The 21968-nt window shown below is 49.3% G+C and carries 23 protein-coding genes, 7 tRNA genes and 2 rRNA genes (1 of these 32 only partly in view); 2 read left to right on the top strand and 30 right to left on the bottom strand.

Annotated features, from left to right (window positions below; translation table 11 throughout):
- Positions 1 to 14: 14 nt before the first annotated feature.
- From ACY2IG_RS01305 to ACY2IG_RS01275, 7 genes are all read right to left on the bottom strand, one after another.
- A complete protein-coding gene (locus ACY2IG_RS01305) occupies positions 15 to 452 on the bottom strand; it encodes a GNAT family N-acetyltransferase (protein ID WP_374120248.1) in 438 nt (145 codons plus the stop codon).
- Positions 453 to 559: 107 nt separating this feature from the next.
- Positions 560 to 1261 carry a YjjG family noncanonical pyrimidine nucleotidase gene (locus tag ACY2IG_RS01300; protein ID WP_056064543.1) on the bottom strand — a complete coding sequence of 234 codons (702 nt, stop codon included), beginning with the start codon at positions 1259 to 1261 and terminating at the stop codon, positions 560 to 562.
- A 2-nt stretch (positions 1262 to 1263) separates the two neighbouring features.
- Positions 1264 to 1734 carry a DMT family transporter gene (locus ACY2IG_RS01295; RefSeq protein ID WP_035411580.1) on the bottom strand — a complete coding sequence of 157 codons (471 nt, stop codon included), beginning with the start codon at positions 1732 to 1734 and terminating at the stop codon, positions 1264 to 1266.
- A gap of 12 nt (positions 1735 to 1746) precedes the next feature.
- Entirely contained in the window at positions 1747 to 2409 is a 663-nt protein-coding gene (locus ACY2IG_RS01290; RefSeq protein WP_056064548.1) for a Crp/Fnr family transcriptional regulator, read from the bottom strand.
- A 12-nt stretch (positions 2410 to 2421) separates the two neighbouring features.
- Positions 2422 to 2847 carry a DMT family transporter gene (locus tag ACY2IG_RS01285; RefSeq protein ID WP_035411585.1) on the bottom strand — a complete coding sequence of 142 codons (426 nt, stop codon included), beginning with the start codon at positions 2845 to 2847 and terminating at the stop codon, positions 2422 to 2424.
- A gap of 194 nt (positions 2848 to 3041) precedes the next feature.
- Positions 3042 to 3896, bottom strand: coding sequence for a PPK2 family polyphosphate kinase (locus ACY2IG_RS01280; protein ID WP_035411588.1), 855 nt, complete (start codon positions 3894 to 3896; stop codon positions 3042 to 3044).
- Positions 3897 to 3970: 74 nt separating this feature from the next.
- Positions 3971 to 4825, bottom strand: coding sequence for an SDR family oxidoreductase (locus ACY2IG_RS01275; protein ID WP_035411591.1), 855 nt, complete (start codon positions 4823 to 4825; stop codon positions 3971 to 3973).
- Positions 4826 to 4947: 122 nt separating this feature from the next.
- On the opposite strand from ACY2IG_RS01275, the gene ACY2IG_RS01270 reads away from it, so the two are divergent.
- On the top strand, positions 4948 to 5280 hold the full coding sequence (locus tag ACY2IG_RS01270; RefSeq protein ID WP_369814222.1) for a winged helix-turn-helix transcriptional regulator: 333 nt from the start codon (positions 4948 to 4950) through the stop codon (positions 5278 to 5280).
- 59 nt (positions 5281 to 5339) lie between these two features.
- Here the strand turns inward: ACY2IG_RS01270 and ACY2IG_RS01265 are convergent, their stop codons facing one another.
- The 4 genes from ACY2IG_RS01265 to ACY2IG_RS01250 form a co-directional block, all read right to left on the bottom strand.
- A complete protein-coding gene (locus ACY2IG_RS01265) occupies positions 5340 to 6332 on the bottom strand; it encodes an NAD(P)/FAD-dependent oxidoreductase (RefSeq protein WP_056064559.1) in 993 nt (330 codons plus the stop codon).
- Positions 6333 to 6396: 64 nt separating this feature from the next.
- Positions 6397 to 7290, bottom strand: a complete 894-nt coding sequence (locus ACY2IG_RS01260) for a phosphotransferase family protein (RefSeq protein ID WP_308102261.1) — start codon at positions 7288 to 7290, stop codon at positions 6397 to 6399.
- Positions 7287 to 7769 (bottom strand): GNAT family N-acetyltransferase, encoded by a 483-nt coding sequence (locus ACY2IG_RS01255; RefSeq protein WP_462618253.1) that lies wholly within the window; start codon positions 7767 to 7769, stop codon positions 7287 to 7289. Before ACY2IG_RS01255 ends, ACY2IG_RS01260 begins: the two co-directional genes overlap by 4 nt.
- Before the next feature lie 13 nt (positions 7770 to 7782).
- Positions 7783 to 8343: an isochorismatase family protein gene (locus ACY2IG_RS01250; protein ID WP_308102262.1), complete on the bottom strand. Its 561-nt coding sequence runs from the start codon at positions 8341 to 8343 to the stop codon at positions 7783 to 7785.
- Between the two features lie 129 nt (positions 8344 to 8472).
- Here ACY2IG_RS01250 and ACY2IG_RS01245 point away from each other — a divergent pair, with 129 nt between their 5' ends.
- Entirely contained in the window at positions 8473 to 8646 is a 174-nt protein-coding gene (locus ACY2IG_RS01245; RefSeq protein WP_155960197.1) for a hypothetical protein, read from the top strand.
- A 39-nt stretch (positions 8647 to 8685) separates the two neighbouring features.
- Here the strand turns inward: ACY2IG_RS01245 and ACY2IG_RS01240 are convergent, their stop codons facing one another.
- The 19 genes from ACY2IG_RS01240 to ACY2IG_RS01150 form a co-directional block, all read right to left on the bottom strand.
- The gene (locus ACY2IG_RS01240) at positions 8686 to 9285 is read right to left on the bottom strand and encodes a short chain dehydrogenase (protein WP_329469766.1); all 600 of its coding nucleotides are present in this window, start codon (positions 9283 to 9285) and stop codon (positions 8686 to 8688) included.
- Positions 9286 to 9323: 38 nt separating this feature from the next.
- On the bottom strand, positions 9324 to 10091 hold the full coding sequence (locus tag ACY2IG_RS01235) for an alpha/beta hydrolase (protein ID WP_462618252.1): 768 nt from the start codon (positions 10089 to 10091) through the stop codon (positions 9324 to 9326).
- A gap of 23 nt (positions 10092 to 10114) precedes the next feature.
- The gene (locus ACY2IG_RS01230; RefSeq protein ID WP_308102265.1) at positions 10115 to 10681 is read right to left on the bottom strand and encodes a hypothetical protein; all 567 of its coding nucleotides are present in this window, start codon (positions 10679 to 10681) and stop codon (positions 10115 to 10117) included.
- A 75-nt stretch (positions 10682 to 10756) separates the two neighbouring features.
- Positions 10757 to 12553, bottom strand: a complete 1797-nt coding sequence (glmS, locus tag ACY2IG_RS01225; protein WP_056064583.1) for a glutamine--fructose-6-phosphate transaminase (isomerizing) — start codon at positions 12551 to 12553, stop codon at positions 10757 to 10759.
- A gap of 411 nt (positions 12554 to 12964) precedes the next feature.
- Entirely contained in the window at positions 12965 to 14320 is a 1356-nt protein-coding gene (gene glmM, locus ACY2IG_RS01220) for a phosphoglucosamine mutase (RefSeq protein WP_029343107.1), read from the bottom strand.
- A 29-nt stretch (positions 14321 to 14349) separates the two neighbouring features.
- A complete protein-coding gene (locus ACY2IG_RS01215) occupies positions 14350 to 15636 on the bottom strand; it encodes a CdaR family protein (protein WP_056064586.1) in 1287 nt (428 codons plus the stop codon).
- Entirely contained in the window at positions 15636 to 16496 is an 861-nt protein-coding gene (cdaA, locus tag ACY2IG_RS01210; protein WP_056064589.1) for a diadenylate cyclase CdaA, read from the bottom strand. The genes ACY2IG_RS01215 and cdaA overlap by 1 nt, the downstream gene beginning before the upstream one ends.
- 79 nt (positions 16497 to 16575) lie before the next feature.
- Positions 16576 to 17196 (bottom strand): anti-sigma factor, encoded by a 621-nt coding sequence (locus ACY2IG_RS01205; RefSeq protein WP_308102266.1) that lies wholly within the window; start codon positions 17194 to 17196, stop codon positions 16576 to 16578.
- A gap of 16 nt (positions 17197 to 17212) precedes the next feature.
- The gene (gene sigW, locus ACY2IG_RS01200; RefSeq protein ID WP_056064595.1) at positions 17213 to 17776 is read right to left on the bottom strand and encodes an RNA polymerase sigma factor SigW; all 564 of its coding nucleotides are present in this window, start codon (positions 17774 to 17776) and stop codon (positions 17213 to 17215) included.
- A gap of 124 nt (positions 17777 to 17900) precedes the next feature.
- Positions 17901 to 18809 (bottom strand): arginase, encoded by a 909-nt coding sequence (gene rocF, locus ACY2IG_RS01195; protein ID WP_056064598.1) that lies wholly within the window; start codon positions 18807 to 18809, stop codon positions 17901 to 17903.
- A gap of 211 nt (positions 18810 to 19020) precedes the next feature.
- A tRNA-Ala gene (locus ACY2IG_RS01190) sits at positions 19021 to 19096 on the bottom strand.
- A 9-nt stretch (positions 19097 to 19105) separates the two neighbouring features.
- Positions 19106 to 19177: transfer RNA gene (locus tag ACY2IG_RS01185), tRNA-Gly, on the bottom strand.
- 6 nt (positions 19178 to 19183) lie between these two features.
- Positions 19184 to 19256: transfer RNA gene (locus ACY2IG_RS01180), tRNA-Lys, on the bottom strand.
- Positions 19257 to 19260: 4 nt separating this feature from the next.
- Positions 19261 to 19344, bottom strand: a tRNA-Tyr gene (locus tag ACY2IG_RS01175).
- 38 nt (positions 19345 to 19382) lie between these two features.
- Positions 19383 to 19455: transfer RNA gene (locus tag ACY2IG_RS01170), tRNA-Thr, on the bottom strand.
- 13 nt (positions 19456 to 19468) lie between these two features.
- Positions 19469 to 19543, bottom strand: a tRNA-Glu gene (locus ACY2IG_RS01165).
- 2 nt (positions 19544 to 19545) lie between these two features.
- Positions 19546 to 19620 (bottom strand) — tRNA-Asn (locus ACY2IG_RS01160).
- A gap of 11 nt (positions 19621 to 19631) precedes the next feature.
- A 5S ribosomal RNA gene (gene rrf, locus ACY2IG_RS01155) occupies positions 19632 to 19747 on the bottom strand.
- A 46-nt stretch (positions 19748 to 19793) separates the two neighbouring features.
- A 23S ribosomal RNA gene (locus ACY2IG_RS01150) occupies positions 19794 to 21968 on the bottom strand (it continues 739 nt past the right edge of the window).

The following is a 21968-nucleotide window of genomic DNA, read 5'->3' as shown; positions in this document are numbered from 1 at the left end:
AGTCCTTCCATCCTTCAAATGTCTAATCGTACTGCCATTTCCCGACCGAATCGGTCCCCGTGGTCGATGAAGCCGAGACTCGCATACAGACTGTGCGCCGCCTGATTATCCGGTCGATAGCCGACGACGATTCGTTTCGCTGCAGGTAACATTCGCATCTCTTCAATCAGGGCTTGCATCGCTAATCGCCCGATACCGTTCCCTTGCTGCGCCTGATCAATCATGATGCGGTATATCCAGTAACCGTCGAGTTCTTCTAGTTCCGTGTTGTACATCACAAAACCAACAACCGTATCGTCCATCATAATCGCCCGAAGGACAAGGCTTGGTTCGAACTTCGCTTGCGCGATCGAATAGACATTCGCTTCCATGAAGTCCTGCTGTTCTGCTGTCAGCGTCAGCTCACAACAAGCTTCCCAATTTTCTGCTGTTACCGGTACGAGTTGAATCATGTTCATTTCCCCTTTTAATTAGACGGGAGTTGCCTCCAGCGTCTGTTGATCACATCGTTGCACGGTGATCGCCCCCTTTCCTTCTCTTTCCTATCGACTGATTTGATTCATTGTTGAAGGACTGCTGCGTTTTCAAGCACTGCAGGTAGTTCGGCTAAAGAGGTAATCGTAAACGTGGGCTTGATATCCGTTGCCGGCTTTCCTTCTGGATTAAACCAACATGTTGCGATACCAGCTTGATTGCCACCTGCAATATCAGCTGACAAGGAATCTCCGATAATGATTGTTCGCGCCGGGTCGAATTGTGGAATCTGCGCAAACACATGATCGAAAAATCCTGCCATCGGCTTTTGAAAACCTGTCTCTTCTGAAACGAAAATCGCTTTAAAGAAGTCCGTTAATCCGGCGCCATCAAGTCGCGCGCGTTGCGTCTTTGAAATCCCGTTCGTGACGACGTACATCTCGACGTTCCCTTCTAGTTGCTCTAACAGGGCAGTCGCACCCGGAATCAATTCCGTCCCTTGCGCGAGGTATCCGCGATACGTTTCGTCAACTTCTCGTCCGTTGACTTCTCGTCCTTCTTCCGCAAAGAACGTCACGAATCGCGAGTGAATGACTTCCTCACGTGTCACTTCACCCCGTTCGAGTGCTCTCCAGAGCGCGTGATTGATTTCCTTGTAGCGCGCTTCTCGCTCAATCGTCCACGTTAGATCTTGTTGCTCGAGCAGGCGGCGAAAGGCAATCCGTTCCGTCGCTTCAAAATCAAGTAGTGTATGGTCAATATCGAATAATACTGTCGTATAAAACATCTTCAAGCTCCTTTACGTACTTGTCGTACAGTTGTTGTTTTCCCGCCCAGTTGAAATAACAGTACGCCCCCACCAATCAGCAACACACCGAGTGCTTTCGTCCACGTAAATGGAACGGCTTGTAACCCGAACCAACCGAGCGTATCCCACAGTAAGGCAAATAAGATTTGCGACACCATGACGATCGAAATCGCTCGACTTGGTCCGAGTTGTTGAACTCCTTGCGTCACACAGAGGACGACACCGACACCGATGATCCCACTGAACCAAAACCAAGTTTGCGCCTGTTCGAGTGCAAACAATTGTGACCCTTCGACGATCAAACCAATCGTCAGTGAAGCGAGGAACCCGAGTCCAAGGACTAGCGTCGTCGTCGCCCAAGCACCGACATGTTCTTTGACTTTTGCGTTAAACGTATTTTGAATACAAACGAGCATGCCCCCACAAAGAGCAAGGATGATTCCCGTAACCATGTCGCACCTCTTTCATTCGTAAATGCTTTCTCCAACGCGCTCCATCAATCCGTCTCGATCAATGATCTCAATCGTATGCTGCGTTCTGCGAATCAACCCATCGTCGACGAACTGACGTAAGACACGGTTGACATGACGGTAGCTCGTCCCGATCAAATCTGCCGCATCGACCAGTTCCTTACTCGCAAAAGCATCCGTATCAGGTGTCATCGACAGCAAATAACTGGCTAGCCGAACTTCTACCGGATACAGCAGATTGAAGCTGAGCGTATGCGATTTCAATTCAAACTTTTTCGTGATCGTCTCGAGTAAAAATAATAGAAAAGCAGAATGATGTACACGTGCCTCTTCCAAATCCGCATAGGCGATGCGTAAGACGGTTACTGGTGTCACTGCCTCAACCGTGTTCATCAAATCAATCTTTCGGACAAACTCAATATCGCCGACGAGATCAAACGGATGCTTGAAGGACAACACGAGACGTTTCCCCGTTGCCGACATATGCGTAATCTTCAATTTCCCTTCGACGAGCAGGTACAGTTCATGCGCAACATCGCCTTGTCGGCATAAAGCCTCACCCGGTGCGAACGTCTGGATGTGCATCGCCTTGCGTAGCGATACATCAAAGACATGCGTTAACTGATACCGTTCCAAATAGCTCACAATGTCCGTCACTTCTTCTCCTCCTTAGCTCTTTAAGATGAAGATGCCTGCAACCATCATCAAGATGCCGATGATCTGCGGCCCCCGCAGTCGGCGTTTCATGACGCCGAACCAGCCTCTTCCGTCAATCCAGAGTGCCAGCGCTAATTGCGCCAATAAAAAGAGCGAAATCGTCAAGGTCACGCCCATCCGGTGGACCGCCGTCATGTTGCTGAATAATATGATCGCCGCAAAGGCACCTCCTGCTAGATAAAGCGGTTTGACACGGCGCATCGCTGAAAAACTACGATCCCGTAAGACGACCGCTAAGAGGATCGCAACGATGAACCCGGTCATCTGAGTGATCGTCGCTGCTTGCCACGTCCCGATCGTTTGACTGATCCGGGCATTGGCGACACTTTGAAGCGTTAAGAAAAAGCCACCAGCAATCGCAAATAAGATACCACGCATATGCATACTCCTCTCTTTTTCCATGATACTCTCATTTAACGAGAGTCCTTCTGATTTGAACAGGACATTTGTCCCGCGATGTTCAGAAGTTCAGAAATCATGATGAGTAAATAGAATTTCATACAACTCTAAGTGTATTAAAAAAGCGATTCTTCTCAGCAAGAGAACAATCGCATTTGGTGTATTTAAATAGTTTATGCTTCTTCTTCCAGTCGTTTAATCGCTTCATCCAGCTGTTCCTGATCCTCTTCTGATAGCTTTGGATATTGCGGATCAATTTCCTTCAGGACGTCATTCATGACTTCGGTGACGATATAGCGGGAATACCATTCGTCATCTGCCGGTAAGATATACCATGGTGCATACGATGTCGATGTCGCTGAGACAAGCTCAGCAAAAATCTCATGGTATTCGTCCCAGTGCTTGCGTTCCTCAATGTCATTAAACGAGAATTCGAAGTTTTTCGTTGGATCTTTCAGACGAGTCAACAGCCGTTGCCGTTGCTCCTCTTTTGAGACATGGAACAAGAACTTGACGACTCGGAAGCCATTCTCGACGAGATAGCGTTCAAAGTCATTAATTTGACGATAGCGCATCTGCCACACGTCACCCTCATCCGGCTTTTCTTCCTCCTCGAGCAAATCATGGATTCGTGGGGCAATGACTTCCTCATAATAGGAGCGATTTAAGATGCCGACTTCCCCTTTTTCTGGTAGTCCTTCGTGGATCCGCCATAGGTAGTCATGTTTTTGCTCCGTATCCGACGGTTTTTTGACGGAAATCGTTCGGAGTCCTTGTGCGTTCAAGTTAGAAAAGATATAGCTGATCGCCTCGTCCTTCCCCGCTGCATCAATTGCTTGCAGGATGACGAGGACGCCATTTTTCTCTTCAGCATGCAAACGCCAATGTAACTCTTGTAACGTCTCAACACTTTTTGGAATCCGTTTCTCTCGCAATTCTGCTTCCGAAATTTTATGTTCTTCTGATGTCGGGTAATTCGAAAACGAGACTTGCTCGCCTTCCTTAACACGATAGGATGACAGTTTCATGGTAGGGCTCCTCCTTTAATTGCTTCTAAAGGGGATTTACCCTACTCATTCATCCTGAAAACGTTCAGATGAACTTATCTTTTCAAAAGGAGACGGACTCCCTCTTCCAGCGTCGTCACGGGACGACCAAGTAATGCTTCAAAATCAGTACTTTCTACTGCCAGAGTCCCTGCTGCGATATCTGCCTGGATACCAGTCAGCATTGGAATCAAGAAGTCAGGTAAGCCAGCTGCTTGCATCCGCTCACCATATGTCGCTTCATCCACTTCATCTAAAGCGACCGATCGGTTAAGCACTGTTCCGACTGCAGTCGCGAGTTCTGCTTGTGTATGCAACGGACCCGATAGTTCATAGATGGGGTTTGGATGCTCAAGCGTCAGTCCCGTCGCAATGGCTAACGCATACTCATCTTGTAACGCCCATCCGACTTTCCCTTCGCCTGCTGCCGTTAACCAGTCTGCGCCTTGCGCGACGGCGTCAATCGTTCCGAGTTCATTTTCGAGATACCAGTTGTTACGGAAAAAGACATACGGGATACCTGTCGCTTGAATCGCTTCCTCTGTGACACGATGCGTTCGAGCAAGTCCGTTTGTACTGTGTGCCGCATTGGCGATGCTCGTATAGCCGATCAGCTTGACGCCTGCCTCTTTTGCTGCCGTGACAGCGGCTTGGTGTTGCCGGATCCGAGTCGCCTCTTCACCGTCCGTCGAAATGATCAACAATCGATCGATTCCTTGAAACGCTTGTCCGAGTGTTTCGGGCTGATCAAAGTCTCCGTATCGGACATCGATTCCTTGTGCTGCAAGCTCTGTTGCTTTTTCGACGTCGCGGACACTAACCGCTACATGTTCGTTGCCGACTTGTTCACTGAGGTGCTGCACGATCCGCGCGCCTAATTTTCCGGTTGCTCCTGTAATTAACCATTTCATGATGAAACCACTCCTTTGAAGTTTGATGTTGTTCTTCATGATACGCTAGGTGATACACTAAAAAAAGTAGGCACTTATCTGAAACTAGGTCCCTCAAAACGAACCAATGGGAGAGGATGAATGTGGCTGTATTCGATACAACGACCAATCAACGCACTGCCTGTCCAGTCACTCGGGTCCAACAGATGGTCGCTGGCAAATGGAAGATCATCTTGCTGTGGCACCTGACACACGGGACACATCGTTTTCATGAACTGCAACAATTAACAGGTATCTCTAAGGGAACATTGACACGTCAGCTACGTGAGCTTGAAGCGGATGGGTTGATTCAACGGCACGTCTTTGGCGAAGTTCCCCCTCGTGTTGAATATTCTCTAACGGATGCTGGTCATAGTTTTTTACCAATTCTTGATCACATGGCAGCTTGGAGTGAACAACACTTTCAGGTGAAATGATCGTGAGTAACAAAAAAATGCGCTTCTTCTCGAGTCAGAAAAGAAGTGCATGTTTTCGTTCATTCCGTCGCTGTTACCGTCTGACGTAAGTGGGTGTCGATCGCTTCTGCGACACGTAATCCGGAGATGATAGCGCTCTCGACGCGCGTCCGTCCTGACGCATCATCGGCTTCAAGGAACGCATCACCAGCAAGCCAAAGTGGATGTGACGACAGTTTCAAATGCGGTGTCCGGTAAACTGCGCGTGCCTGAGCGTAACGCCAACGCTTGAGCTGGCGGGAGATAATCGTCACTGGTCCGAGTTGCTGTTGTAACAGACGCTCGACTTCCGCGAGTGTCTCTTCTTCTGGGCGCTCGTACCAGTCTTCACTGAAGCGAGCTGTCATATAGACGCTCAGGAGTGTCGTCTTCGAAATCTGTTTCTCGGCATTATTGACGAGTTTTAACATCCCATCGACGAGTTGTTCGTCTTGTAGGCCGACTTCCCCGATCGTCAGTCGCTCTTTGATTTCAAACAGACCCACGAATGTCGGCTCGAACGTCACTTGGCGTAACTGCTCATGATCGTCCTCTCCGAGCGCCAGATCAGAAGCCTGCAACAGTTCATATGCTTGCGGTACAGGCGCCGTCACAAGTAACGCATCATACGCACCTTGATGATCCGTCGCTTGTGTGACGAGTTCGTCCTCCATTGCCGTAATATGCGTGACCTGTTCATTCAACTGGACGGGAATCCCTCGACCAATCGCTTGTACGAGTTGATTCATGCCGTCCGTCGCGACATAGCGTGGAAAATCCGTTCCGAACCATTTACGAACCCACCCTTTCTCAAGCCAGTCGTCGACTTCGCGTCCTAACTCTTCCGTCCGAACCGTGAAGAAGACGGCACCATGATCCGCTGTTCCTTCATCAATCCGACGAGTCGCCATTCGCCCCCCGACGCTCTGGCTTTTTTCGATGATTTCAACAGCATGTCCTGCTGCCTGCAATTGACGTGCCGCAAAGATTCCGGCGAGTCCACCACCGATGATTCCGATTCGTTTCCCTGTCATCTCGCTTCCCCCTCATATTCCTCATTTCTCTAAGTATAGAGGTTTCTTCCAAGACATGGGTGAATCAATACCCGTCCGATATGCTTGTCATCTGTAATTCCTGCTCGATAAGCATGATGTTCTCCTCAAAGAACACCCGGTGCTCTTCTAGTCCACGTTTGATGCACCAGCCGACGGCCGTGAGTGCTTCCCACAAACGATAGTATGCTAGATACGTCTCAAACGGCACGTCTGGGTGTAATGTCGCGTATCCTTCTTGAAATGCCGTGACGTAAATGGAACCGAACGTATTGAGATTACGGACGATCTTCGTGAAGTCCATCTCGACGGCCCCGTAGCGGGTCGTCTCGAAATCGATCACCCCTGTGACTTGATCACCTACCGTCAGTAAATTTGCTAGGCGGAAGTCACAATGTGTGGCAACGGGACGTGAAGGCTCCGGTAACGACTGTTCTCGTCTGACTAACTCTGTTTGGATGTTCTCTAAAAAACTGGGATCGAGTTCGGTCGTGATGAACGGCATGAATCCATCGAGTTTTTCATTCCGGAAGCGTCGCCAGTCCTGAACCGGATAGGCATAAAATCCATCTTCCGTATACTCGCCGTAATCTTCTCCTGTACACGTATGCAGCATTGCGAGCGTTCGACCAATTTCGTACGCCAATTTTTTATTCATCGTGATCGGTGCCTGTCCCGCTAAGGCAGCAAGTACGAACGCCCCGGTCGTCTGCCCGGGAGTTGCTTCAGCTAAGATGTGCGGCACGGGTACAAATTCTTCTAGTGCATGAATCCAGCCACGTTCCCGGTACCACTTTTCAGCCGTATACGGGCGCTTCAAGAAGACGACCTGACCATCCGTTAGGACGAGACGATCGACTTCAGAACTATACGATTCGTCGACAGTCGCGCATACTGCGACGTCGAGTTGAAAATGTTCAATCCATTCGTCTCGCGTCATTCCGTCGTTCCCACTATTTTCTGTAGCGTTTCACCTGGTAGACCGTCAATCGGTCCAACATAGGTCGATTCAAAACCTAATCCGATCAAAATACAGCGCGACGCTTCATGTGCTGGATCAATCGTCGCCGTGACGACCTGTAGCTCTTCTTCTGTCGCTAACTGTAAGAGACGCTCTGCAATGGCTGTGCCGTATCCGCGTCCCCACTGATCGGGTAGTAGCATGTAACCGAGCTCTGCTTCGAACGGTTGCGTTTGACTCCGGGTCATGTGCCCGATTCCAATCCATGTCTCTTCGGTATAAATCAGATACGATCCGAGTCGGTCGTGCTGCTGTTGTTCAAGGATTCGCTCAAAGCGTTGTTTCGTTTCCGTATCTGTTAATGCCTGTTCCGTGATGTAACGCATGACACGTTCATCTTGGACGAGCGTCGCGTAGCGATCGTAATCGGACGCTGTCATTTTTCGTAATTCAATCATCTTATTCTCCTCTTCATGTCCGGTAGTCATTGTGGATTGGGGTGAAGACATCTTCCGTTGACGGACGAACGATCGAAAAGTGTTCGACGTTATAATGACCGTGCAAGACTTGATTGTGGTGGGCAATCATTTGCTCCGGCGTCAATACATCAGAACCGTTCGTCGTATGTCCATCGGCAACGAGTGTGACATCAAAACCATGTACTGTCGCACTGCGTACCGCAGTATCGATGCAGTGTTCCGTCTTACAACCTAAGACGATTAGATGTTCAATCGATGCTTGGCGTAGATGATCGAGCAATGGGGTACCATGAAACGCATTCGTCGCTGCTTTATCAAACGTGACACTGGACGCTGGAACGGGAATCGAATCATGGACTGCAAAACCGGGTCCTGTTCCGCCAGCGACATCTAGATCCCGAATAAAGACGACTGGGATGTTCCGTTCGTCTGCTTCGAGTACGACCGCTTCGATGACGTGCGCAACTTGTTCCTTTAAGTATACCGGACGTTCTTCGATGTTTCCGTCAACGAGTTCCTGTTGAAAATCAATCACTAGGACCGCTTGTTTCATCGTCATGTTCCTCCTTGTAAAATCGACTGCTTGTTTCCTTCCCGCTCATCTGAATGATTTCCTGCTCCTGACGGGCGCGAAACTTTTTAGCTATTGGATTCGTTAAGAAGAAAGAAAGGATGTGTCTGGATGATTTGGTTTGGCGTCATCTTCTTATGTGTGCTTCTCGTCAATCTGACACTGGAGAAACTGATCATGAACCGGACGATGACAGGTCGCTGGTTCGTACGCAACTTACTCATTTGTCTCGGGATCACTCTATTACTTTTCGGAATCGAACGTTATATCCTATCCGGTCTGTAAAAAAAGCAGGTAGCGATTTTTCGCTACCTGCTTTTTCATTTAATAAACTTCGTAGTTTTGCCCCGTCTGTGCCCCTTCGACACTTTTTTCGAACGCCGTCGCGACACGTGACGCCGGAACGGCTTCAAAACCACGGAAGAAGGGTCCGTACTTCTCGAGCGACTCAATCAGTACGTTCGGACTGACACTGTTGATTCGAATGCCTCGTGGCATCTCGATCGCCGCTGCATGAACGAACGCTTTGACCCCACCGTTCGCCAGCGCAGCAGATGCGCCTTGGCGAATCGGATCGTCCATCATGATGCCAGTCGTCAGCGTAAAGCTTCCTCCGTCTCGTACTGACTGTAAACCAAGTAGGACCAGATTAACCTGACCTTTTAGTTTACTGTCGATTCCGATTTGATTAAGCTCCGTTGTTAAGTCCGTCAATGGACCAAAATGAGCGCCACCTGTGGCACTGATAACAGCATCAACAGAACCGACTGTTTCATACATCGCTCGGATACTTGCTTCTGACGTAATATCGACTTGCACATCCGCTCCGCTTCGTCCGGCACGAATGATGTCATGCCGCTCACTCAGCCGTTCGACGACTGCCTGTCCAATCGTTCCGCTTGCTCCTACTACTAAAATTCGCATGATCCCTTCCCCTTTCACGTCTAGCTTACCTATCTAGCCTACTGCACAGCAGATGATGGTTTCAAGGAATCTACCGGATGGGTCTTCAAGAAGACAAGGATTTCTTCGAACAAACACTGTTTATCCCGATCGAGCGTCAGTAAATGTTTACTGTTCGGAAGAAGGAGCTTTTTCTGATCTCGGCTCGGCACCGTCGTTTCGATTCGTTCAAGACTTGCATGGTAGACGATATCATCTAATACACCAAGGAATAGAGCGATGGGCTGCGTGATCTTCGGTAAGACGACTCCTGTGTCGAGAATGAACTGTTGCAGTGCTCGTAAGTCTTTTTCCGGTCGTGGAAAATGACGGTCGACAAAGTCTGCGATCCACTCTTGCGAACGATCGTCAAATTGAAAATACCGTTCCGTATAACGGCGGACTCTATGTTCGAGTCCCGCAATCGTCCGCTCAAGAATCGGCGTCGAGAGTAAGATGAGTCCTGCGCATCCTGACTGTTCTGCCAGTCGAAGAGCCATCACCCCACCGAGTGATTGCCCAATCAAAAAGAAGTTTTTGTGCCCTTGCTCATGTAAAAAGGCGCATCCGACTTGCGCGGACTGCCAGACGTCTTCGATCGTCGTCGCAAACAAGCGCTCCGGCGATTCCCCGTGCCCGGCGTAATTGGGCGCGTAACAGGTATACCCGGCTACATGTAAAAAGCGAGCGAGCCCCCGCATCTCATTCGCACTACCAGTAAAACTATGTAACAGCAAAACAGCAGGTCCGGGTCCTTCTAAGTACAGATCCTTTGATTTCGTGATCATGGGCGCACCTCCTTTTTATCTCTTTAAACTTCCTCCACCGAAGTATTCTCCCGTAACGATTTTATAATCTGAAAGCCTGGGTAGTCCGCTTCAGATCGTCGTTCGCCACTTGACCGATAATAAGCATTCCAGTAACTGATCATCCGGTCTTCGATTCGCTTCATGTATGCCGGATCATCCTCGACGAATCGCCGCTTCACTTCCGGATCCCATTGCTCGATCACAGGTACGATGATATCAACGATTTCACAGACGTATTCACTAGCAAGTTCAAGAATATAGATGAGTATCCATTCATCTTGTTGATTTGTTTTGAGTAACTGACGGAGATAACGTTCACGGATGTGACCATCATGGTGACGGGTGTAAAGGCAAAATAACATCGTTTTTTGAGTCGACGTCAGTTGTTTAATCCGCTCCGAGTCAACCTCTGGTACATATAAGCGAGTCGGAATCTGTATCTGTTCGTGCTCTGTATTTACTTCGATCGCCCCGGGTGATAAACGCGTCCAAGCAAACGGTAGACACGCTTGGACGATTCGGACGTCCTGTTCATATCGTTTAGGAAATGCGGCGATCCAGCGATTCATCTTGTTGTCCTCCTATATAAAAAACCCCAAACGGCAGACACTTTCGCGCCTATCGTTTGGAGTCGATTTATTTTCTTATTCAACCGTTACTGACTTCGCCAAGTTACGTGGCTTATCGACGTCACAGTCGCGACCGAGTGCCGCGTAGTATGAAATCAATTGAAGTGGCAAGACAGACAAGAGCGGTGACAAGAGTGGCTCGACTGCTGGGATGACGAAGGCATCCGTCGGCAATTCAAGACCTTCTGCTGCGATGACACACGCGTTTGCACCACGCGCGACGACTTCCTTGACGTTCCCACGGTTGTTGAGGTGAACGTGTGGTTGTGTCACGAGTGCGATGACCGGTGTGTTATCTTCGATCAAAGCGATCGGACCGTGCTTGAGCTCGCCACCCGCATATCCTTCTGCTTGAATATACGAGATCTCTTTGAGTTTCAATGCACCTTCCATCCCGACGTATGCATCTTGTCCGCGACCGATGAAGAACGCGTTACGTGATTCAGACAAGTACTCTGTCGCGATTTCTTGGAAACGATCTTTTTGAGACATGACCGATTCCATCGCACTTGAGATTTTACCGAGTTCCTTCATGAGATCGAAGTTGACAGCAACCCCTTTCGCTTGAGCGAGGTCAAACGCAAGAACAGCGAGGACAGCGATTTGAGCTGTATACGCTTTTGTTGAAGCAACGGCGATTTCTGGACCCGCGTGGAGCAATAATGTTGCGTTCGCCTCACGTGACAATGTTGATCCTGGAACGTTCGTGATCGTCAGTGCCGGGTGACCAAGTTTCTTCGCTTCAACGAGAACCGCACGGCTATCCGCTGTTTCACCTGATTGTGAAAGGAAGAGGAAGAGTGGTTTCTCTGTCAATAATGGCATGTTGTATCCGAACTCAGAAGAGATGTGCACTTCTGTCGGGATGCCTGCGATTTGTTCAATCAACTGTTTCCCAATCAAACCAGCATGATAGCTTGTTCCGCAACCGATGATGTAGACACGGTCACGACCGAGTACGAGATCACGGACCGATTGGTCGAGTGTGATGTCGCCTGCTTCATTTTGATATTGTTGAACGATGTTGCGGATGACAGCTGGTTGCTCATCCATCTCTTTGAGCATGTAGTGCGCATACGTTCCTTTTTCGATATCTGATGCATCGATTTCAGCCGTATATGCTTCACGCTCTTGAACGTTACCGTCGAGATCTTGAATCGTAACGCTATCACGCGTCAAGATGATCATCTCACCGTCATGCAGCTCAACGAATTGATCCGTTACTTGTAACATTGCCATTGCGTCTGATGCGACGACGTTGAACGTCCCGTCACCGAGACCAACGAGAAGTGGTGATTTGTTTTTCGCAATGTACAAAACGTCTGGATTTTCAGCATCGATCAATGCGAGGGCATACGAACCGTGCAAGACGCGGAGTGTTTGACGGAATGCTTCCGCGACATCACCTGTCTCGTTGAAGTTCTTTTCGATCATCTGAACGATGACTTCTGTATCCGTGTCGCTGAGGAGATCGACATTCAATTCTGCTTTCAACTGCTCATCGTTCTCGATGACACCGTTGTGCACGAGTGTGAAACGTGTTGACGCACTTTGGTGCGGGTGCGCGTTTGGTACGCTTGGGACACCGTGTGTCGCCCAGCGTGTGTGTCCGATTCCGACTGTGCCGTCTGCATCTGCAGGAACGACTTCGCGTAGCGCAGCAATCCGGCCTACTTCTTTGTGGACTTGGACGCCGTCGTTGACGAACGCAAGACCTGCCGAGTCATAGCCGCGGTACTCGAGCTTCTCGAGACCTTTTAATAAAATTTCTTTCGTGTTGACCTGTCCAATCATACCTACGATTCCGCACATGTTACATCTCTCCATTTACAAGTATTTCCCTGAAGAGGAAACGGCTCTTGTTGAGAGGATCCCGATCGGTCTGTTTGTCCGCCCAATCACTTGGACGATTTCAGAACGATTTACGGTATGGATCTGGTACCGGGAGGCATCCGCCGAATCATTCGATAAACCTCCACCTCGTCAGCTTTCGTCCTACGGAGAAAGCCCTGGCGCTTCTTGTTTCTGTCCGACCCCGTTTCTGTCCGACTTCACCATCATACGAACTTTAATCTGAAAAAGCAAGAAAGGTAACGTATTTGTAACTATTCCCGATATTTTTCTATTCAATACGCATAATCCCTATTTTTTGTAAAAATATCAATTTGTTTTTCTAAAATAATTGTAAAAAAGAAGCAGAGCAATCGCTCTGCTTCGGGCTGCTTAGTTTTCTTGTAACGCGTAGTTCTCACGAACGACGTTCGCGATCCGCTCGACGTATGCATCACACGCTTCTTGTGTCGGGGCTTCTGCCATGACACGAACGAGTGGTTCTGTTCCTGACGCACGAACGAGAATACGTCCGTTGCCTGCCATCTCTGCTTCGACTTCTGCAATGATCGCTTGTACGGCAGGACCGCTCATTGCACCATTTTTGTCTGAGACACGGATGTTAACGAGACGTTGTGGGAAGATCGGCATCTCAGCTGCGAGTTCCGATAACTTTTTCCCTGTCGCTTTCATGATTTGCAACAACTGGACGCCTGACAACATGCCGTCCCCTGTCGTTGAGTAATCCATGAAGATGATATGCCCCGACTGTTCACCACCGAGCGTGTAGTCGTTCTTACGCATTTCTTCGACGACATAACGGTCACCGACTGCTGTCTGAAGTGCCGTCATCCCGTTTTCTTCAACAGTTTTATGGAAGCCGAGGTTACTCATGACCGTCGCAACGATCGTGTTGTCTTTCAGACGACCAAGTTCATTCAAGTATTTTCCGCAAATGAACATGATTTTATCGCCATCGACGATATCACCGTTCTCATCGACTGCAATCAAGCGGTCGCCGTCTCCATCAAACGATAAACCAACATCTGCGCCTTTTTCCTTAACGAAGGCAGCGAGATGTTCTGGGTGTGTCGAACCGACACCATCATTGATGTTGAGTCCGTTCGGAGTTGTACCGATCGTCGATACTTCTGCTTCCAAGTCACCGAATAGGCGTGGTGCGAGGCTTGACGTCGCACCGTGTGCGCCGTCGATCGCGACATGGATGCCTGAGAAATCTTCATCCGATGTCTGGCGAAGCATATGAAGATATTTTTGTGCACCTTCGTAGTAATCGTGAACGAAACCGAGTTCTTTTCCGGCTGGACGTGGTAATGTATCTTCTGCTTCATCGAGCAATGCTTCGATTTCAAGCTCAGTTGCGTCATCGAGCTTGAAGCCATCTGAACCGAAGAACTTGATTCCGTTATCTTCAACTGGATTGTGCGATGCAGAAATCATGACTCCCGCTGTGGCATCCATCGTTTTTGTCAGATACGCGACACCCGGTGTCGAGATGACACCAAGACGCATGACTTCTGCACCGATTGATAAAAGACCAGCGATGAGTGCGTTCTCAAGCATTTGACCAGAAACACGTGTATCGCGTCCAATCAAGACTTTTGGTCGTGTGCTTTCGTGTTTCGTCAACACGTAACCACCTGTTCGACCGAGGCGATATGCTAGTTCCGGTGTCAATTCTACGTTTGCGACGCCGCGTACGCCGTCAGTTCCAAAATACTTACCCATGTGTTATTTCCTCATTTCACTAATTTGTTTTAATTGGTCGGAACGGATGTCCGCGGAACAGCTTTTAGCGTGACATCCATATTATCCGGACGCAGGACATCAAAGGCTTTTGACGTCTGATACGAAATCGGCAATCCGTGCGTTCCTTCTTTTAGTCCCGTCACATCGATGACCGCTTTGATATCCGTCGCATCGATCGATGCTAAATCAGATTCTTTCCCACGGACAACGACATCAATCGTTTGGTTGTAATCAATCGTATACTTCGATTCATCAAACCCATTTAACGTGACCGTCACACCGGGAATCGTTTTCTCTGCCCGATCCTCGACGGTTTCCGTCGTCGACTTCGCATTTTCCTTTTCGACAACGATATTGACGGTGACCTGTGTCGGATCCATCGCTGTCGCATTTTCCGGTTCAACAAGTTTGACGGTTTTTTCTGTCGTCTTCGTCAATCCTTTGAGCGAGACCGCTTCCGTATCAACGGAACCGATACGCTCTAACTCTTCTTTTGTTCCATATAGACGAGCTTCCGTCGTAACGGGAACGATCTTGACGACGGTATATCCTTTTTTGACGTCATCTTTTGTCTGCACATTGATCGGTACCGTCTTACTTTCCTTATAGATCGGTACTGTGATTTCTAGTTGTTCCGGTTGATAAGATGCATTGATCGTATTCCCGTTCGCATCGGTCGCTTTGGCATTGAACGTCTCTTTAAACGTCTCTGCCCGACCAGTTACATCGATCGGTACTTGGATCGCTGAAATCGCCTGTAACTTCTCTGCGCCTCCCGTAACTTCAACGGTTTGTTGATTCGGTTGCGCTTCCCCAGCGACATATCCTTCAGCGATTTTGTTTTTATTGAGTAAGGCGACTTGTACCGGTACTTCCTTTGTAATCTTCTTATCGAGGAAGACTTCAATCGTCTCCTGCTTTGGCGTCACCTCGACATCTTTTCCGAAGCCAGTTGCTGTGACACGGACACGATGATAGCCAGGGTCAAGTCCTTTTAAATCAATCGATAACCCAAAATCCTGAACAAGCCGAAGCATCGTCAAGCTACTCGATGGACCTTTAACGGTTACCTCCATCGTATTTGGAATATTATAGGCGACCCACTGCGATTCATCATACTGGACCGTGACCGGCACGTCAAATTTCGTCGAACCTTGACCTGCGATCGGCAACAGACTAGCGGCGTCACTCTTTCCTGTCGTATTCGAACCTGCCACCATCAAATACAACATGACGGCTAAGACGACCGCAACAATGCGTAAAAACCATCGTTCATTGAACCATTTTTCGAACATTATTTTTTCGCCCCCATCCAGTTCAAGAAGGAAGTATTCGTCTGTTCGACCTTAACGATCGTCTCAAGCAACTTCGTCCGTAAGGATTCTTCATCGAGTTCCCGGTACAGACGTCCATTGATGGCGAGTGAGACACCACCCGTTTCTTCCGAGACGACGAGCGTAACACTATCCGTTACTTCACTGACACCGATTGCAGCGCGGTGACGTGTTCCAAGCTCTTTTGAGATATGTGCACTTTCTGACAACGGTAAGTAACAAGCGGCAGCTGCTAACTTGCCTTGCTGGACGATGACAGCGCCATCATGTAATGGTGTATTCGGAATGAATAAGTTGATCAGCAACTGACTCGTGATTTGTGAACCAAGCGGAATGCCCGTCTCTACGTATTCACTCAGTCCTGTCTCACGTTCAATCGTCACGAGTGCTCCAATACGGCGTTTTGACATGTACTGGGCAGACGATACGAGCGCATCGACGATTCGAACTTGTTCATCTTCATCACTGATCGCACTACGTGAGAAGAATTTACTCGTTCGTCCTAAGTGTTCCAGTCCACGCCGGAGTTCGGGTTGGAAGATGATGATGATCCCCAGTAACCCATAGGTGATAATTTGATTGAGTAAGAATTGAAGTGTTTTGAGTCCAAAAAAGCCACTCAGGAACCAACTGATCAAAATGACCGAAATCCCTTTAATGAGCTGGACCGCTTTTGTTCCTTTGACGATGATCATGAGACGGTAAATAACGAACGTCACAACCGCGATATCAATCACATCATTAATATAATCGTACCAATGTACGTTTTCTCCCAGTTTCAACAATTGAAATTGAAGTGGTTGCCAGCTGAAGTAATTCACCAACCGTGCCCCCTAACTCATCTGATTTAAACAGTTTCCATTATAGCACAAAGGGACGAGTTCGACTCGTCCCATCTGATTATTGAAATAGACGTTTGATTCCGTACCAAACGCGTTCGAATAATTGATCAATTTCCTTGATTTCTCCGGTCACGCTACCGGCACTCGCCGTGTAAGCTTTCCCGTCAACGGTCATGACGTCGCCATTAACTTTCCCTTCGATTCGGACGTTCCCGCCTTCGACATAGAGATCTTGATCGACCGTGACGCCTTTTGGCACGACGACCTCACCATTTTGAGCGACGATGCCTGGTGCATTTGTATAAGATAAGTCATGTTCTTCCTGTGCCATATAACCACCAAGGCTACCGATCGACAAAAGTAAGAAAACAGCCGCCGCCGCGAGCAATGGGTATTGCTTCATCTTCCCTCCAAAACGGGACGGTTGCGGTTGGTGCAGTAAAGCAGCGCTCGGCGTATCCACCTGGTCGGGCAATTGTGCCAGCACGCGGGATGTAAAATCTGCCGATAATTTGGGCGCTGGAAGTTGACGCAGTCGAGCATCAAGGAGTCGATACTCTTCGAACTCGTCCATCGCGTCCGCTTCCCGTAACTCTGCTTCCAATCGCTCGAATTCCTCAGGTGGTTGGTTTTGATCTAAATAATCCTGAATCCGTTCATGTACATGCTCTCGTGACATGGTGAGTTCCTCCTTCTCATCGTTTGGCAAAATGCTTCTTCAGCGCTTCCCGTCCACGATGAATTCTAGTTTTGACAGTAGCGACAGGTAATTCGATCATTTCACTGATTTCCTTTAGTGAAAGATCCTCTATATATTTCAGGACGAGTGGGACGCGGTATTTTTCTGGTAAAGCTGCAATCGCATCCCCGACTTCACTTCGTTGCTCGTTATCGACCACTTGGTCCTCCGGCAAGGTGTCCTTGCTTTCGAGTTGTGAATACAATGTCAGTCCTTCAGTACCTGACATCTCAGCATCAAGAGAATAGTCAGGTTTCTTTTTCCGTAATCGGTCAATCGATACGTTCGTAACGATTCGGTATAACCAAGTCCGGAACTTCCATTGTGCATTATACGAATCGATCTTCGTAAATACACGGATGAAGGCTTCTTGTGTCGCATCCTCCGCTTCCATTCGATCGCGCAAGACCCGGAAAGCCACAAGAAAGGCACCTTCCTTATATAGATCAACAAGTGCCGCAAAAGCATCACGGTCTCCCTGTTTCACTCGCTCAATTAAGCGTAGTGTCGTTTCTTCCACTTTGAATACCCCCCGCTCTATGCGGTCAATCTCTTATACGAAGTCGACCGATAAATGTTTCATCTCCTTTTAAATTGTAACAAAAAAACTTGAACCCCGATGAAAAGAGTTCAAGTTCTATCCATTATTTTACTAAGCGATGTGTTTCCATTGCCAAAAGTAAATCTCCGATCAGTTCATTCGCAAGTTCCGCGGTTCCGTTTCCTTCTTCAAGCAAAGGATTCACTTCAACAAATTCAGCTGCAATGAAATCTTCTGCTACCGCACAATGCTGTAACACCGTCTTCGCATCGTCTAAGAAAATGCCATCAGCAACACGTGTTCCTGTACCGACGACAAGCGATGGATCAAGACCGTCCATATCGAAACTAAGATAGAATGCATCCGTTGTTTCCTTCAAATAGGCAATCGCTTCTTCCATGATCGCGTCCATCCCCCGAGTTCGGATCGCTTCCATATCGTAGACACGAATACCAAGACGATCAATCAGTTCTTGTTCGCCTGGATCAACGTCACGTAATCCGATGAAGACGAGATGTTCCGGTTGCAGCTTAACATCTGTTCCTCCTACTTCCGTTAAACGCTGATGTCCTTCCCCAAGGGCTACAGCGAGCGGCATACCGTGGATGTTGCCAGACGGTGATGTTTCCGGTGTATTCAAGTCACCGTGTGCATCGAACCAGATGACGCCAAGACGTGGTACAGTCTGACGTAACCCCGCAATCGTTCCGATCGCCATGCTGTGATCACCACCAACTAACAACGGAAAGCGTTGCTCTGATAACGCATCGCGAACAATCAGATGCAAGTCATTCGTCGTGTGGACGACGCCTTCAAGACGCTTTAGCTTCGGATCTTCTTCTCGGACCGCATCCTCGGATAAAACAGCCGCTTCCCCGTAGCGTACTGCTTCTTGTCCCCGTGCTTCAAGTGTCGCTAACAAACCGGCTTTTTCGACAGCAGCAGGTCCGTGTTCAGTGCCCGGCTTTCCTTGTCCATAACGGTACGGTACGCTGATATACGCGATATTCATTCGATATTCCCCCTATGTCATAGTCACTTCTACATGTATTGTAAGCGGTAACAAATAGGTGGTTCAACTCAACAAAAAAACGCATGAATATACAAAAAAACACCGTGAAGGGAATCACGGTGTTCTTGCGTACGTACTCTGGTTATGCTTGGCATTTCATATAAAAAAAACTTAAGACGAACGAAACTCGCTTAAGATCTTTAAATAAAATTGGTGGAGCCTAGCGGGATCGAACCGCTGACCTCCTGCGTGCAAGGCAGGCGCTCTCCCAGCTGAGCTAAGGCCCCGAAAGAAAAAGCGGAAGACGGGATTCGAACCCGCGACCCCGACCTTGGCAAGGTCGTATTCTACCACTGAACTACTTCCGCAAGAAATGAGCCATGCAGGATTCGAACCTGCGACCCTCTGATTAAAAGTCAGATGCTCTACCAACTGAGCTAATGGCTCGACATGGTGGGGGGGGGCGGATTCGAACCGCCGAACCCGAGGGAGCGGATTTACAGTCCGCCGCGTTTAGCCACTTCGCTACCCCCCCAGTTTGTCTAGGAAACTTATACGATTGAGAAAAAACAGTGCCGGCAACAGGAGTCGAACCCGCGACCTACTGATTACAAGTCAGTTGCTCTACCAGCTGAGCTACACCGGCACAAAAAGTATAATGGTGACCCGTACGGGATTCGAACCCGTGTTACCGCCGTGAAAGGGCGGTGTCTTAACCGCTTGACCAACGGGCCATTGGCTCCGCAAGTAGGATTTGAACCTACGACCTACCGGTTAACAGCCGGTTGCTCTACCACTGAGCTATTGCGGAATAAATGAATTGCCTGGCAACGTCCTATCCTCACAGGGGGAAGCCCCCAACTACTTTCGGCGTTCAAGTGCTTAACTTCCGTGTTCGGCATGGGAACGGGTGTGACCACTTGGCTATCGTCACCAGACGACGGGCTCGCGCCCTCAAAACTGAAGTCATCAACAAGCATCTGCTAGAACAAGGCCTCGACCGATTAGTATCACTCAGCTCCACATGTCGCCATGCTTCCACCCGTGACCTATCTACCTCATCGTCTCTGAGGGGTCTTTCTTGATTACTCAAAGGGAAATCTCATCTTGGAGGGGGCTTCATGCTTAGATGCTTTCAGCATTTATCCCGTCCGCACGTAGCTACCCAGCGATGCTCCTGGCGGAACAACTGGTACACCAGCGGTGCGTCCATCCCGGTCCTCTCGTACTAAGGACAGCTCTCCTCAAATTTCCTGCGCCCACGACGGATAGGGACCGAACTGTCTCACGACGTTCTGAACCCAGCTCGCGTACCGCTTTAATGGGCGAACAGCCCAACCCTTGGGACCTACTCCAGCCCCAGGATGCGATGAGCCGACATCGAGGTGCCAAACCTCCCCGTCGATGTGGACTCTTGGGGGAGATCAGCCTGTTATCCCCAGGGTAGCTTTTATCCGTTGAGCGATGGCCCTTCCATGCGGAACCACCGGATCACTAAGCCCGACTTTCGTCCCTGCTCGACTTGTAGGTCTCGCAGTCAAGCTCCCTTCTGCCTTTGCGCTCTACGAATGATTTCCAACCATTCTGAGGGAACCTTTGGGCGCCTCCGTTACTGTTTAGGAGGCGACCGCCCCAGTCAAACTACCCGCCTGACACGGTCCTCCAGCCGGATCACGGCTGCGAGTTAGAGACTCTATGCATGAAGGGCGGTATCCCAAGGGTGACTCCTCCGAAGCTGGCGCTCCGGGCTCGACGTCTCCCGCCTATCCTGTACATCATGCACAAAGCCTCAATATCAGGCTGTAGTAAAGCTCCATGGGGTCTTTCCGTCCTGTCGCGGGTAACCTGCATCTTCACAGGTACTATGATTTCACCGGGTCTCTCGTTGAGACAGTGCCCAAATCGTTACGCCTTTCGTGCGGGTCGGAACTTACCCGACAAGGAATTTCGCTACCTTAGGACCGTTATAGTTACGGCCGCCGTTTACTGGGGCTTCGGTTCAAAGCTTCGCTTGCGCTAACCCATCCCCTTAACCTTCCAGCACCGGGCAGGCGTCAGCCCCTATACGTCATCTTGCGATTTAGCAGAGACCTGTGTTTTTGCTAAACAGTCGTTTGGGCCTATTCACTGCGGCTCTACATGTGTAGAGCGTCCCTTCTCCCGAAGTTACGGGACCATTTTGCCGAGTTCCTTAACGAGAGTTATCCCGCGCGTCTTAGAATTCTCATCTCGCCTACCTGTGTCGGTTTACGGTACTGGCGCCTTCCCCCTCACTAGAGGCTTTTCTTGGCAGTGTGAAATCGTGACCTACGTCCCTACGGGACTCCGCGTCGTTCCTTGACTGTGGTGCCTGACGGATTTGCCAATCAGACGGTCTTGAAACTTGCACATGCACTTCCATCCGCATGCGTCACTATCCTCCTGCGTCCCCCCATTGTTCAAACGGTGGATCGGCGGTACAGGAATATCAACCTGTTATCCATCGCCTACGCCTTTCGGCCTCGGCTTAGGTCCAGACTAACCCTGAGCGGACGAGCCTTCCTCAGGAAACCTTGGGCTTTCGACGGAGGGGATTCTCACCCCTCTTTTCGCTACTCACACCGGCATTCTCACTTCCAAACGCTCCACTGCTCCTTCCGGTACAGCTTCACAGCGGTTTGGAACGCTCCCCTACCATTCCTTACGGAATCCGCAGCTTCGGTGGTATGTTTAGCCCCGTTACATTTTCGGCGCGGCGCCACTCGACTAGTGAGCTATTACGCACTCTTTGAATGGTGGCTGCTTCTAAGCCAACATCCTAGCTGTCTAGGCAGCGCCACATCCTTTTCCACTTAACATACACTTGGGGACCTTAGCTGGCGGTCTGGGCTGTTTCCCTCTTGACTACGGATCTTATCACTCGCAGTCTGACTCCCGAGTATAAGTTGCTGGCATTCGGAGTTTAACTGAATTCGGTAACCCTGTGGGGGCCCCTAGTCCAATCAGTGCTCTACCTCCAGAACTCTCAACCTCGAGGCTAGCCCTAAAGCTATTTCGGGGAGAACCAGCTATCTCCAGGTTCGATTGGCATTTCACCGCTACCCACACCTCATCCCCGCACTTTTCAACGTGCGTGGGTTCGGACCTCCAGTCAGTGTTACCTGACCTTCATCCTGGACA

Source organism: Exiguobacterium sp. EF_C8 (assembly GCF_054956715.1).
Note: the sequence above shows the minus strand (reverse complement) of the source record. Positions and strands in the feature narration are given on the sequence as shown.

Bases quoted from the DNA above. Each gene is read 5' to 3' on its own strand.
- ACY2IG_RS01305 (WP_374120248.1), bottom strand. From the start codon at position 452: ATGATTCAACTCGTACCGGTAACAGCAGAAAATTGGGAAGCTTGTTGT.
- ACY2IG_RS01300 (WP_056064543.1), bottom strand. From the start codon at position 1,261: ATGTTTTATACGACAGTATTATTCGATATTGACCATACACTACTTGAT.
- ACY2IG_RS01295 (WP_035411580.1), bottom strand. From the start codon at position 1,734: ATGGTTACGGGAATCATCCTTGCTCTTTGTGGGGGCATGCTCGTTTGT.
- ACY2IG_RS01285 (WP_035411585.1), bottom strand. From the start codon at position 2,847: ATGCGTGGTATCTTATTTGCGATTGCTGGTGGCTTTTTCTTAACGCTT.
- ACY2IG_RS01280 (WP_035411588.1), bottom strand. From the start codon at position 3,896: ATGAAACTGTCATCCTATCGTGTTAAGGAAGGCGAGCAAGTCTCGTTT.
- ACY2IG_RS01275 (WP_035411591.1), bottom strand. From the start codon at position 4,825: ATGAAATGGTTAATTACAGGAGCAACCGGAAAATTAGGCGCGCGGATC.
- ACY2IG_RS01265 (WP_056064559.1), bottom strand. From the start codon at position 6,332: ATGACAGGGAAACGAATCGGAATCATCGGTGGTGGACTCGCCGGAATC.
- ACY2IG_RS01260 (WP_308102261.1), bottom strand. From the start codon at position 7,290: ATGACGCGAGACGAATGGATTGAACATTTTCAACTCGACGTCGCAGTA.
- ACY2IG_RS01255 (WP_462618253.1), bottom strand. From the start codon at position 7,769: ATGATTGAATTACGAAAAATGACAGCGTCCGATTACGATCGCTACGCG.
- ACY2IG_RS01250 (WP_308102262.1), bottom strand. From the start codon at position 8,343: ATGAAACAAGCGGTCCTAGTGATTGATTTTCAACAGGAACTCGTTGAC.
- ACY2IG_RS01245 (WP_155960197.1), top strand. From the start codon at position 8,473: ATGATTTGGTTTGGCGTCATCTTCTTATGTGTGCTTCTCGTCAATCTG.
- ACY2IG_RS01240 (WP_329469766.1), bottom strand. From the start codon at position 9,285: ATGCGAATTTTAGTAGTAGGAGCAAGCGGAACGATTGGACAGGCAGTC.
- ACY2IG_RS01235 (WP_462618252.1), bottom strand. From the start codon at position 10,091: ATGATCACGAAATCAAAGGATCTGTACTTAGAAGGACCCGGACCTGCT.
- ACY2IG_RS01230 (WP_308102265.1), bottom strand. From the start codon at position 10,681: ATGAATCGCTGGATCGCCGCATTTCCTAAACGATATGAACAGGACGTC.
- glmS (WP_056064583.1), bottom strand. From the start codon at position 12,553: ATGTGCGGAATCGTAGGTATGATTGGACAGGTCAACACGAAAGAAATT.
- glmM (WP_029343107.1), bottom strand. From the start codon at position 14,320: ATGGGTAAGTATTTTGGAACTGACGGCGTACGCGGCGTCGCAAACGTA.
- ACY2IG_RS01215 (WP_056064586.1), bottom strand. From the start codon at position 15,636: ATGTTCGAAAAATGGTTCAATGAACGATGGTTTTTACGCATTGTTGCG.
- ACY2IG_RS01205 (WP_308102266.1), bottom strand. From the start codon at position 17,196: ATGTCACGAGAGCATGTACATGAACGGATTCAGGATTATTTAGATCAA.
- rocF (WP_056064598.1), bottom strand. From the start codon at position 18,809: ATGAATATCGCGTATATCAGCGTACCGTACCGTTATGGACAAGGAAAG.